This is a genomic window from Streptomyces sp. NPDC026062 (assembly GCF_055568375.1).
Genome location: NZ_JBVHOQ010000026.1, coordinates 1 through 10,954, shown reverse-complemented (window position 1 = coordinate 10,954; position 10,954 = coordinate 1). Strand labels below are relative to the sequence as shown.

The following is a 10,954-nucleotide window of genomic DNA, read 5'->3' as shown; positions in this document are numbered from 1 at the left end:
GGGCGCGGGCCCCCCCCCCCCCCCCCCCCCCCCCCCCCCCCCCCGCGGGGGGGGGGGGGGGGCGCGCCGCCCCCCCCCCCCCCCCCCCCCCCCCCCCCCCACGACAGCTTTCGGAGTATGTGCGAGCGAGCGCTACGAGGCGTCCTTGCGCGCCGCGTTGCGCTCCTTGATGCGTACGGTCTCCTTGCGGACCTCCGCCTGCGTGGCCCGCTCCTTCTGCAGCCACTCGGGGTTGTCCTGCTTCAGCGCGTCGATCTGCTCCGTGGTCAGGGCGTCCGTGACGCCTCCGCGGGCGAGGCCGGAGATGGAGACGCCCAGCTTGGACGCGACCACCGGGCGCGGGTGCGGGCCGTTGTTCCGCAGCTCCCGCAGCCACTCGGGCGGATCGGACTGGAGGGCCGCCAGCTCGGCGCGGGAGACGACACCCTCCTGGAACTCGGCGGGGGTGGCCTCGAGGTACACACCCAGCTTCTTCGCCGCGGTCGCGGGCTTCATGGTCTGGGTGGTCTGGTGCGACGTCATGGTTCAAGAGTATCGAGCGCGTGCGCCGCCTCCGACCACGACCGGTAACCTGGCGGTGTGACAGGCTCGGAAGTATCCCCTTCGTTCCGGCTCGCGTATGTCCCGGGGGTGACGCCCACCAAGTGGGTGCGTATCTGGAACGAGCGCCTGCCCGACGTCCCCCTGACGCTCGTCGCGGTGCCGGCCGCCGAGGCGACCGCGCTGCTGCGCGCCGGTGAGGCCGACGCGGGCTTCGTCCGGCTGCCGGTCGACGGGACGGACCTCAGCGCGATCCCGCTCTACACCGAGCAGACCGTCGTCGTGATCCCCAAGGACCACGTGGCGGCAGCGGTCGACGAGCTCTCCCTCACGGAACTGGCCGACGACGTCGTGCTGCATCCGCTCGACGACACCCTCGGCTGGGACCGGCTCCCCGGCAGGCCCGCGATCGAGCGCCCGGCCACCACGGCGGACGCGATCGAGCTGGTGGCCGCGGGGGTGGGTGTCCTTGTCGTGCCTCAATCGCTCGCCCGCCTGCACCACCGCAAGGACCTCACCTACCGTCCGCTGTCGGACGCGCCCGAGTCACGGATCGCCCTGTCCTGGCCCGAGGAACGGACGACGGACCTGGTGGAGGACTTCATCGGGATCGTCCGTGGCCGGACCGTGAACAGCTCCCGGGGCCGCAGCACCGCGCCCGCCGAACAGCCGAGGACGAAGGCGAAGCGGACCGGGAACGACGGCACGCGGCGCAAGCCCGCGGCAGGCGCGTCGGCGGGGAAGAACCCCCGGGGCGGTTCCGGCGGCACCAAGGGGGCGAAGGGTGCGAAGGGCGGAGCCCGCGGCACCAAGGGGGCTGCCGGTGCCAAGCGCGGCAAACCCCGGCGGCGGCCGTAGGCGGACCTCCCGGCAGGGCATGCCGGCAGGACCCCACCGGCTGGAGCGGTCATGACGCCCCCGCCCTCGGGCGGCACGGTGTGACGGAACGGACACGTCAGGCCCGGCAGCCGCGGCGGACGGCCCGCCGGATGCCCCTGGCCGGTCACCCATGAGCGGTGTTTGGACGCGCCCGCTCGTCGGGGCCCGGGGGACAGATGTCAGGATGGTTCCATGACGAGCAAGGTTTACTTCGACATCACCATCAACGACGAGCCCGCCGGGCGGATCGTCTTCAATCTGTTCGACGACGTCGTTCCCAAGACCGCGGAGAACTTCCGCCAGCTGGCCACCGGCGAGCACGGCTACGGCTACAAGGGGTCGTCCTTCCACCGCGTCATCCCTGAGTTCATGCTGCAGGGCGGCGACTTCACCCGCGGCGACGGCACGGGCGGCAAGAGCATCTACGGTGCCAAGTTCGACGACGAGAACTTCAAGCTGGCGCACACCAAGCCCGGCCTGCTCTCCATGGCGAACAGCGGCCCGAACTCCAACGGCTCGCAGTTCTTCATCACGACCATCGTGACGTCCTGGCTGGACGGCAAGCACGTCGTCTTCGGCGAGGTGGCCGACCAGCAGAGCATGGACCTGGTCACGAAGATCGAGGGCCTCGGCTCGCAGAGCGGCCGCACCAAGGCGAAGGTCACCATCGCCGACTCCGGGACCCTCTGATCCCGGAGCTCCCGCAGAACAGCTGACCGGACGCGCCGGCCGACGCACACTGTCGGCCGGCGCGTTCTGCCGTGCGGGGACAGGGCCGCTCCCTGGATGCGACGAGTGTCAACCGAAGGTTGACACCTATTGGGCTGTCAACCTACCGTTGACACATGACGCAGCCCGTAGGCATGACGCAGCCCGTCCGTCTCGACGACCTCATCGCAGCCATCAAGAAGGTCCACCCCGACGCCCTCGACCAGCTTCAGGACGCCGTCATCGCGGCGGACCACCTCGGCGAAGTCGCCGACCATCTGATCGGCCACTTCGTGGACCAGGCCCGGCGTTCCGGTGCCTCCTGGACCGACATCGGCAAGAGCATGGGCGTGACCCGGCAGGCAGCCCAGAAGCGGTTCGTGGCGAAGGACCCCGGCGAGCTGACCGAGCTCGACCCCAGCCAGGGCTTCAGCCGCTTCACCCCGCGCGCGAAGAACGTGGTGATGGCCGCGCAGAACGAGGCCCGCGCCGCGGGCAACGCGGAGATCGGCACCGAACACCTCGTGCTGGGCCTGCTCAGCGAGCCGGAGGCGCTGGCGGGGGCGTTCATCAAGGCCCAGGGCGTGGCCCTGGACACCGTCCGCCAGGCCGCCGAGCAGGCGCTCCCGGAAGCCGCCGAAGGCGAACTGCCCGAGCTCGTCCCGTACAACGCGGACGCCCGCAAGGCCCTGGAACTCACGTTCCGGGAGGCCCTTCGGATGGGGCACAACTACATCGGCACCGAGCACATCCTGCTGGCCCTGCTGGAGCACGAGGACGGCGCGGGACTGCTGACCGGCCTCGGACTCGACAAGGCGACCGCGGAGACGGCCATCACCGAGGCGCTCACACTCATCGTCGGCGCCCAGCAGAAGGACTGACCGGGCTGCGGAAGGACTGACCGGACCGGAGAAAGACCGACCGTACCGGGGAAGGACCGACCCGGACCAGGGGAGGTTTCCGGTGCGGGGCATGGGCCCCGCACCGGCCCCCGCGGCTACCGGCCGTGCGGCGGAACCGGCAGGCCATCGGACGTGTCGCACTCCATGGCCTCCGTACCGGCCTCTACGTTCTCGAACGTGGACACCAGGGCGAAACCGCCCGGCTGAAACAGCCCGTCCCCTTCTCCGGGAGAGCGCATGGTCCCGCCCCGCGCCAGCAGCACCTACGTACCACCGGCACGCTCGGGCCGGGGGTGGCTGCTGCGGCTGGGCGAATGGTGTGCGCGCCACTTCGTCGTGGTGATCGTGCTGTGGGTGGTCGCCCTCGGCGGACTGCACGCCCTGCAGAGCGCGTTCGGAGGGACGTACTCCGACGACTTCAACCTGCCCGGCACGCAGTCCAACACCGGCGCCGAACTCCTCAAGGCGCACGATCCGGCAGCGGGCGGGACCGGTGCGCAGGTGGTCCTGCACGACGCGCAGAAGCCCCTGACCGACGTGTCGAGCCAGGTCGGTCAGGTGGTGGGGAACCTCCAGAAGCTGCCGCACGTCCTGTCCGCCCAGAATCCGCTGCCCTCGTCCTCCTCCGCGACGTCCACCGCACTGTCCAAGGACGGCATGACGGGGTACATCACCGTGCGGTTCGACGTGAACCCCACCTCCCTGGACGACGCCTATCTCGACCAGGTCGACACAGCGGTGAAGCCGCTGCGTTCCGCCGGTGTGCAGGTCGAGTACGGAGGCCCGCTGGGCGAGCTCGCCAGGCCCGAGACCAAGGACCTGACCAGCGAGGGCGTCGGGTTCGCCGTCGCGGTGGTCGTGCTGCTCACCGGGTTCGGCAGTGTCATCGCCGCCGGTGTTCCCCTGGTCACCGCGCTGATCAGCGTGGTCGTCGGGCTGAGCTGCCTGGCCCTGGTGGCCGCGGCCACCACGTTCGCCAGTGTCTCGCCCACCCTCGCCACCATGATCGGCCTCGGTGTCGGGATCGACTACGCGCTCTTCCTCATCACCCGCCACCGTCAGCTGGTCATGGACGGCGCCGATCCGGTCCGGGCCGCCGGCCGGGCGGTGTCCACGAGCGGACGGGCCGTCCTGGTCTCCGGCTGCACCGTCATCGTCGCGCTCGCCGGTCTGTACGTCTCGCGGGTGAGCTTCATCGGCAAACTGGGGGCCGCGGCAGCCGTCACCGTGATCACCGCGGTCATCGGCGCGATCACCCTGGTTCCGGCCCTGCTCGGTCTCATCGGCCGGCGGATCGACCGCTACCGGGTGCGGCCACCGGTCGCCGAGGGCGGTGCCGGGCCCGGCACCGAGGCGACGGGCGGATGGCATCGCTACGCCCAGCGGGTGGAGCGGCGGCCCTGGTGGTTCCTGCTCACCGGGCTGGTCGTGGTGGGGGTGCTCGCCATCCCGCTGTTCTCCATCCGCCTCGGGCACATCGACGACGGGGCGGATCCGACGAGCTTCACCGACCGGCGCGCGTTCGACCTGATCTCCACGGGCTTCGGGCCGGGTGCGAACGGCCCGTTCACCCTGGTCGTCGATCAGCGGTCGGTACCGAGTTCGGACCGCTCGGCGCTGGCGAGCAGCCTTCAGAAGGCTCTCACCGACGTCCCCGGCGCGGCCAGCGTCACTCCGCTGCAGCCGACGGACGACGGGGCGCTCCTCATCGGCACCGCTCTGTCCAAGGAGGCCCCGCAGGACGCGGGCACGACCACACTCTTCAACCACCTCAAGGACGACGTCCTGCCGCAGGGCGTCTCGGGCACCTCCGCCTCCGCCTACGTCACGGGCACGACCGCCGCCCAGGAGGACTTCCTCGACATCATCTCCAGCAGACTCCCGCTGATCATCGCCGTCGTGGTCGGCCTGGCCTTCGTCATCATCCTGACGGTGTTCCGGGGCGTTCTCGTCGCGGTCAAGGCGGCCGTCCTCAACCTCCTGTCGATCGCCGCCTCGTACGGGGTGGTGGTGGCGGTCTTCCAATGGGGCTGGGGCGGGCCGTCCCTCGGAGTCTCCGGGACGGTGCCCATCGAGAGCTATGTGCCGATGATGATGTTCGCCATCGTCTTCGGCCTGAGCATGGACTACGAGGTGTTCCTGATCGCCCGGGTGCACGAGGCCTGGCTGCGGACCGGTGACAGCAAGGGTGCGGTGGCGCACGGCCTCGAGATCACCGCGCGGGTGATCACCTGCGCGGCCCTCATCATGGTCAGTGTCTTCGCCGCCTTCGTCATCAGCGACAACATCGTGGTCAAGATGCTGGGCCTCGGGCTGGCGGTCAGCGTGCTCGTCGACGCCACGATCGTCCGGCTGCTGCTGGTACCCGCGGTGATGACACTGCTGGGCCGGAGCGCGTGGTGGATGCCCCGCCGGCTGGACCGGGTCCTCCCCCGCATCAACACCGAGGGCGACCCCCTCCCGCCGCCGGCCGCGTGATCCGCCGCATCACGGCGGTTCCGGTCACCACTACGCTTCCGGTCACAGCGAGGCGTACACCGCCTCGATCAGCGCCGTCTTGCGCGGGTCGTTCGCGACGTGCGGGCCCATCCGGTTCATCACATACCCCAGAGCGATCCCGTTCTCCGGATCGGCGAGACCGCAGGAACCGCCCGCGCCGTCGTGGCCGAAGGCCCTCGGGTTGGGTCCGTAACTGGCGTCGGGGCCGCTCAGCCACAGGCCGAGCGCGATCTCCGTCTCATGGGCGAAGCCCGCGCCCAGCACCAGATCGCGGCAGCTGCCCTGGCCCTCGCGGACCCGCTCGGCGGCCTCCTCGGACAGGATCCGTACGCCGTCGGCGCTGCCGCGCCCCGCGAGGATGCCGTACAGCGCGGCAACCGCGCGGGCCGTGCCGTGGCCGTTGGCCGCGGGTATCTCCGCGTCCCGCCACTCACGGGTGTTGGCGGCGGACGGCCCCGTGGGCGGATTGAGCAGCGAGGCGACGGCGACCGGCTCCAACCCCTCGAAGAGCGCCCGCTGCCCGGCCCGGTCCGTCTTCGGGACGACGAGTTCGGCGGCGCGCGCCGCCTCCTTCTCCGGCAGGCCGACGGTGAAGTCGATGCCGAGCGGGCCGGTCACCTCGCGCCGGAGGAACTCGCCCGGCAGCAGTCCGCTGACCCGCCGGATCACCTCGCCGACCAGGAAGCCGTACGTCAGGGCGTGGTAGCCGGACCGGGTGCCCGGCTCCCACCACGGTGCGGTCGCCGCGAGCCGGGCGGTGGTCAGCTCCCCGTCGTAGAGCTGCGCCAGGGTGTGCGGCTCACGGAGGCCCGCGAGGCCGGCGCGGTGGGACAGCAACTGCCGTACGAGCACGGCCTCCTTGCCCGCTGCGGCGAATTCCGGCCAGTACGCGGCGACCGGGGCGTCGAGGTCGAGCAGGCCTCGGTCGACGAGGATGTGGGCGCAGAGCGCGATCGGCCCCTTGGTGGTGGACCAGACGTTGACCAGGGTGTCCTTTTCCCAGGGGCGGCTTCGGGCGCCGTCCGCCCAGCCTCCCCAGAGATCGGCCACGGGCCGGCCGTCGACCAGGACGGTGACGGCCGCGCCCAGCTCGTCACGCTCGCGGAAGTTCGCCTCGAACGCGCCGCGCACCGCGGAGAACCGCTTGTCGCAGTGGCCGTGAATCAGCGGCACAATGGCCTCCCTCGCCTGGTCACGCATGGCCGGAATCGACTTCCCGTCAACATACCGACTGGTCGGACCAACGGGAAGGCGTGGCACGTCCCCGGCCTCCACCGCACGTTGAGAGCGGTCGAGGTCAGCGGGCGCCCGTCTCCAGACGCAGGCTCCAGCGCCGGGGCGTTCCGGTGAGCGTGACCACCGAGAGCGGGCGGACATCGACGTTCCAGTACGTCGACGGCGGGGCCATCAGCGCGTAGACGAGGGCGGCCCGGACGACCGCCGGTTCGGCGACGGCGACGATGGAACCGTCGCAGGCGGGCCGGGTGTCCAGCCAGCCGCCGACCCGGGAGATGAACGCGAGCAGCGGTTCTCCGCCGTGCGGCGCGGAGCGCGGGTCCGCCAGCCAGGCGTCCACCGCGGCCGGTTCGCGCGCGGTGACGTCGGAGAGCGTGCAGCCGCGCCAGCGCCCCATGTCGCAGTCGCGCAGGGCGGGCTGGACCAGCGGCGCGAAGCCGAGCGCCTCGCCGGTGGCGCGGCTGCGGGCGGTCGGTGAGCAGTAACGCAGTTCGGCCGCGCCCAGGGGCACCAGGGCCGGCGCGGCGAACCGGACCTCGTGCCAGCCGGCCTCGTCGAGCGGCCGGTCGTCGTCGAAGCGCTCGCCGAGCAGGGAGGAGCTGCGTGCCGCAGCGACGAGCGAGACTCGAACACTCATGGGCGTGATCGTGGAGCCGATCGCCGCGCGGGTCAAGAGTGCCTCCGCAAGCGCTTCCGGCTCAGCGGAACCGGAGGCACATCCATTGGTCCGGGTTGTCGAGCGGCTGGAAACCGGCCTTCTCGTACACGCCGTGCGCATCGGCCGTGGCGAGCAGGAAACTTCGGACACCGGTCGGGGCGAGATGGTCGCGCGCCGCCGAGACGAGCCGCCCGCCCAGACCGTGCCCGCGGGCCGCGGGGTCCACGTAGACATCGCAGAGCCAGGCGAAGGTGGCGAGGTCGGTCACCACACGGGCGTAGCCGGCCTGTTCGCCGGACAGAAGGTCGTAGGCACCGAAGTTGAGGGAGCCGGCGATGGCGCGGTCATGGTGCTCCCGGGTACGTCCCTTGGCCCAGTAGGTGTCGGTGGAGAGCCAGTTGTGGATAAGCGCCGCGTCCAGCCGGGCGGGGTCGGAGGATATCTCGTAACGTTCCGCAGGCGTTTCGGTCATGGCCGGACCCTATCCGCCGGGGTGTCGAGAACGCCGCCCCAGGCAGTGCACAGCCGTCGCACGCCTTCGGCGATCTCCGCGAGGCCGGCGACGGCGACAAAGCTCAACCGGACCTGGGGCGCGGGGGATTCGGCACAGAAGTAGGGGCGCCCCGGCGCGACGGCGACGCCGGCGCGCAGAGCCGCCGCCACCATGGCGGACTCGTCCGCACCGGCGCCGGAGTCCGGCAAACGCAGCCAGAGGTTGCCGCCGCCCGAGGGGATGTACGGCAGCGTGAGGCCGGGCAGCTCCTGGCGCAGCGCGGTGATCATGGCGGTCCGGCGGGTACGCAGCTCCGCCGAGACGAAGCGGAGATGGCGGCCCCAGGCGGGCGAGCCGACAAGTTCCAGCGCGGCCTCCTGGAGGGGCCGGGGCACGAAGAGACTGTCGACGACCTGGATGGCCCGCAGCCGTTCCATGACCGGCCCCCGGGCGGCGAGGGCGCCCACCCGGAAGCTGGGCGAGGTGGCCTTGGTGAGCGAGCAGACGTGGACGACGACACCGTCCGGGTCGTCGGCGGCCAGTGACGCGGGGAGCGGCCCCGCGTCGTCGTGCACAAGGTGGCGGGCGAAGTCGTCCTCGATGACGAACGCCCCCGCCTCCCGGGCGATCCGGACGACGTCCCCGCGCCGGCCGTCGGCCAGGACGGTGCCCGTCGGGTTCTGGAAGAGGGGCTGGCACACCAGGACACGGGCGCCGGTGGCCCGGAAGGCCGCTGCGAGGAGTTCGGGCCGTACGCCGTCGGAGTCGACGGGGACGGGTACCGGCCGCAGTCCGGCGGCACGGGCGGCCGCCAGCATGCCGGGGTACGTGGGCGATTCGACGAGAACCGGCGCGCCCGGCTGGGCGAGCGCCCGCAACGCGGTGGCCAGGGCGCTCTGGCCGCCCGCGGTGATCAGCACATCCGCAGCGGTCAGCGCGGGGCCGATCTGCCGGGCGAACCAGGCGCGCAGTTCGGTGAGCCCGTCGATGGGCGGGCGGCTCCAGGCGCCGGGGCGGCGCCCGGCGCGGGCCAGGGCGGCCGCCATGGCCCGCTCGGGCTGGAGCGAGCTGTGCAGATAACCGCCGTTGAACTCGACGACTCCCGTGGGCGGGGCCGTCAGCGTGACCAGGAGACCGGAGGCGTCGACCGTACGGGGCACCACTTCGGGCCCGCCGTCACCGCTGAGCGACACCTCCTGCCAGGAGGTGTCGGCGGGCGGCCGTACGCCGGCACGGGGCTGTGCCCGGAACGCGCCGGCGCCGGGACGGGTGACGAGGAGCCCCTCGGCGGCGAGCTGCGCGACCGCCCGCGAGACGGTGACGGGGCTGGCCCGAAAGCGTTCGACAAGCGCACGGCTGGATGGCAGCTTCTCACCTTCCGAGTAGCGGTTCAGCTCCGTCCGGAGCACTTCAGCCAACTCGGCAACGCTGCTACGCTCTTGCATGACAGCACAGGATAGCGCTACCACGGAGTCCGCGATAGCGGTCGGCCCGGCGGCAACCGGGCAGACACCGGGCACACCCGCCCCCCTGACCTCACCCGCGCCCCGCACGTCACCCGGCCACCTCACCTCACCCGGCGGTGGCGGCCCGGCGGGCCGCACCGGCACGCCGCTCGCTCTGCTCGGGGTCGTCTCCTTCTCGCTGACCTTCCCCGCCACCGCCTGGGGCCTGGAGAGCTTCGGCCCCTGGTCCCTGGTCGCGCTGCGCAGCCTGCTGGCCGCCTCGGTCGCCACCGGCGTGCTGCTCGCGGCCCGGGTGCGGCTGCCCGAGCGGCGGCACTGGGCCGGTCTCGCGGTGGTGGCGGGCGGGGTGGTCGTAGGGTTCCCCCTGCTGACGACGCTGGCCCTGCGGACCTCCACGACCTCGCACGCGGCCGTGGTGGTCGGGCTCCTGCCGCTGACCACCGCGGTGTTCTCGTCGCTCCGCACCGGATCGCGGCCTCCCCGCACGTTCTGGGCCGCGGCGCTCGCCGGGGCGGCGGTGGTGATCACCTTCACCGTGCTGCAGAGCGGCGGCGGCCTGTCGGCCGGGGACCTCTATCTGTTCGGCGCCCTGCTGGTCTGCGCGGCGGGGTACACGGAAGGGGGCAGGCTGGCGACGATGATGCCCGGCTGGCAGGTGACCGGCTGGGCCCTGATCCTCACCGTGCCGATCGCGGCGGCGGGAGCCGCGATCGCCTTGCCGTACGAACCGGTGCGGCTGACCGCGCACGGAGTGACCGGACTGGTCTGGGTCTCCGTGGTGTCGACCTTCTTCGGGCTGTACGTCTGGTACCGCGGCATGGCCGAGATCGGCGTCGCCCGAGCCAGCCAGCTTCAGCTCGCGCAGCCGCTGCTGACACTCATCTGGTCGGTCATGCTGCTCGGCGAGGAGATCACCCCGGCGGCCCCGGCGGCGGCGGTCGCCGTACTCGTCTGCATCGCGGTCACCCAGCGCGCCGGAGCCCGCCGGTCATAGACTTGTCGACATGGAAGCCACCCGTGAGGAGGTCACTCCCGATGGAGGCACACACGGGCGACCGGCTGCTGACGCACGGCAGGACCGTGGGACAGCACGACCGGGTCGCGGAGATCGTCGAAGTGCTCGGGGACGGGGGGACTCCCCCGTACCGCGTCCGCTTCGAGGACGGACATGAACACCTGATCACCCCAGGCCCCGACAGCGTCGTCCAGCACCGCGAGGACCGGGACCCGGGAGCCTAGGTGTACTGACCCGTGAGGTTGGGGACACGGCTGGCGGGTGGTTGGCCCTTGAGCGCGGTGTGTCCGCGGTGGTGATTGTAGGTGTGGAGCCACTGTGGGTAGGCGTCACGTCGCTCGGCCTCGGTTCGGTGTGGCCTTGCGTAGGCCCACTCCTCCAGCAGGGTCCGGTTGAAACGCTCTACCTTCCCGTTCGTCTGCGGCCGGTAGGGGCGGGTGCGCTTGTGTGAAATGCCTTGCGCTGCGAGGGAGTTCCGCCAGAGGTTTGACTTGTAGCAGGAGCCGTTGTCCGTCAGGACCCGCTGGACGGTGACTCCGGCGGCGGCGAAGTAGGCGT

The 10,954-nt window shown here is 71.8% G+C and carries 12 protein-coding genes; 6 read left to right on the top strand and 6 right to left on the bottom strand.

Annotated features, from left to right (window positions below):
• Window positions 1–132 precede the first annotated feature (132 nt).
• Window positions 133–522 carry a DUF5997 family protein gene (locus tag ACZ4LX_RS23130; protein WP_467648192.1) on the bottom strand — a complete coding sequence of 130 codons (390 nt, stop codon included), beginning with the start codon at window positions 520–522 and terminating at the stop codon, window positions 133–135.
• A gap of 57 nt (window positions 523–579) precedes the next feature.
• Between ACZ4LX_RS23130 and ACZ4LX_RS23125 the strand changes: the two genes are divergently transcribed.
• From ACZ4LX_RS23125 to ACZ4LX_RS23110, 4 genes are all read left to right on the top strand, one after another.
• The gene (locus ACZ4LX_RS23125) at window positions 580–1,398 is read left to right on the top strand and encodes a LysR substrate-binding domain-containing protein (protein ID WP_467648188.1); all 819 of its coding nucleotides are present in this window, start codon (window positions 580–582) and stop codon (window positions 1,396–1,398) included.
• Between the two features lie 213 nt (window positions 1,399–1,611).
• Window positions 1,612–2,109 carry a peptidylprolyl isomerase gene (locus tag ACZ4LX_RS23120; protein WP_467648184.1) on the top strand — a complete coding sequence of 166 codons (498 nt, stop codon included), beginning with the start codon at window positions 1,612–1,614 and terminating at the stop codon, window positions 2,107–2,109.
• A 155-nt stretch (window positions 2,110–2,264) separates the two neighbouring features.
• On the top strand, window positions 2,265–3,008 hold the full coding sequence (locus ACZ4LX_RS23115; protein ID WP_467648180.1) for a Clp protease N-terminal domain-containing protein: 744 nt from the start codon (window positions 2,265–2,267) through the stop codon (window positions 3,006–3,008).
• A gap of 258 nt (window positions 3,009–3,266) precedes the next feature.
• Complete coding sequence (locus tag ACZ4LX_RS23110) at window positions 3,267–5,507, top strand: MMPL family transporter (protein WP_467648176.1); 2,241 nt, start codon at window positions 3,267–3,269, stop codon at window positions 5,505–5,507.
• 42 nt (window positions 5,508–5,549) lie between these two features.
• Here ACZ4LX_RS23110 and ACZ4LX_RS23105 read toward each other — a convergent pair whose 3' ends face one another.
• From ACZ4LX_RS23105 to ACZ4LX_RS23090, 4 genes are all read right to left on the bottom strand, one after another.
• The gene (locus ACZ4LX_RS23105) at window positions 5,550–6,728 is read right to left on the bottom strand and encodes a serine hydrolase domain-containing protein (RefSeq protein ID WP_467648173.1); all 1,179 of its coding nucleotides are present in this window, start codon (window positions 6,726–6,728) and stop codon (window positions 5,550–5,552) included.
• Window positions 6,729–6,825: 97 nt separating this feature from the next.
• Window positions 6,826–7,401, bottom strand: a complete 576-nt coding sequence (locus ACZ4LX_RS23100; protein ID WP_467648170.1) for a histidine phosphatase family protein — start codon at window positions 7,399–7,401, stop codon at window positions 6,826–6,828.
• 61 nt (window positions 7,402–7,462) lie between these two features.
• Window positions 7,463–7,894: a GNAT family N-acetyltransferase gene (locus ACZ4LX_RS23095; RefSeq protein WP_467648166.1), complete on the bottom strand. Its 432-nt coding sequence runs from the start codon at window positions 7,892–7,894 to the stop codon at window positions 7,463–7,465.
• Window positions 7,891–9,360 (bottom strand): aminotransferase-like domain-containing protein, encoded by a 1,470-nt coding sequence (locus ACZ4LX_RS23090; protein WP_467648162.1) that lies wholly within the window; start codon window positions 9,358–9,360, stop codon window positions 7,891–7,893. Before ACZ4LX_RS23090 ends, ACZ4LX_RS23095 begins: the two co-directional genes overlap by 4 nt.
• Here ACZ4LX_RS23090 and ACZ4LX_RS23085 point away from each other — a divergent pair.
• Complete coding sequence (locus ACZ4LX_RS23085; RefSeq protein ID WP_467648157.1) at window positions 9,359–10,375, top strand: DMT family transporter; 1,017 nt, start codon at window positions 9,359–9,361, stop codon at window positions 10,373–10,375. The two genes, ACZ4LX_RS23090 and ACZ4LX_RS23085, sit on opposite strands and share 2 nt — an antisense overlap.
• 41 nt (window positions 10,376–10,416) lie before the next feature.
• Window positions 10,417–10,620: a DUF1918 domain-containing protein gene (locus tag ACZ4LX_RS23080; RefSeq protein WP_467648154.1), complete on the top strand. Its 204-nt coding sequence runs from the start codon at window positions 10,417–10,419 to the stop codon at window positions 10,618–10,620.
• Here the strand turns inward: ACZ4LX_RS23080 and ACZ4LX_RS23075 are convergent.
• Window positions 10,617–10,954, bottom strand: a 338-nt coding sequence (locus ACZ4LX_RS23075) for an integrase core domain-containing protein (RefSeq protein ID WP_467721271.1), incomplete at its 5' end; no start/stop codon positions are given. The two genes, ACZ4LX_RS23080 and ACZ4LX_RS23075, sit on opposite strands and share 4 nt — an antisense overlap.

Excerpts from the sequence above, each read along its gene's own strand:
- ACZ4LX_RS23100 (WP_467648170.1), bottom strand. The coding sequence starts at position 7,401 with ATGAGTGTTCGAGTCTCGCTCGTCGCTGCGGCACGCAGCTCCTCCCTG.
- ACZ4LX_RS23110 (WP_467648176.1), top strand. The coding sequence starts at position 3,267 with ATGGTCCCGCCCCGCGCCAGCAGCACCTACGTACCACCGGCACGCTCG.
- ACZ4LX_RS23130 (WP_467648192.1), bottom strand. The coding sequence starts at position 522 with ATGACGTCGCACCAGACCACCCAGACCATGAAGCCCGCGACCGCGGCG.
- ACZ4LX_RS23115 (WP_467648180.1), top strand. The coding sequence starts at position 2,265 with ATGACGCAGCCCGTAGGCATGACGCAGCCCGTCCGTCTCGACGACCTC.
- ACZ4LX_RS23085 (WP_467648157.1), top strand. The coding sequence starts at position 9,359 with ATGACAGCACAGGATAGCGCTACCACGGAGTCCGCGATAGCGGTCGGC.
- ACZ4LX_RS23095 (WP_467648166.1), bottom strand. The coding sequence starts at position 7,894 with ATGACCGAAACGCCTGCGGAACGTTACGAGATATCCTCCGACCCCGCC.
- ACZ4LX_RS23105 (WP_467648173.1), bottom strand. The coding sequence starts at position 6,728 with ATGCGTGACCAGGCGAGGGAGGCCATTGTGCCGCTGATTCACGGCCAC.
- ACZ4LX_RS23080 (WP_467648154.1), top strand. The coding sequence starts at position 10,417 with ATGGAGGCACACACGGGCGACCGGCTGCTGACGCACGGCAGGACCGTG.
- ACZ4LX_RS23120 (WP_467648184.1), top strand. The coding sequence starts at position 1,612 with ATGACGAGCAAGGTTTACTTCGACATCACCATCAACGACGAGCCCGCC.
- ACZ4LX_RS23090 (WP_467648162.1), bottom strand. The coding sequence starts at position 9,360 with ATGCAAGAGCGTAGCAGCGTTGCCGAGTTGGCTGAAGTGCTCCGGACG.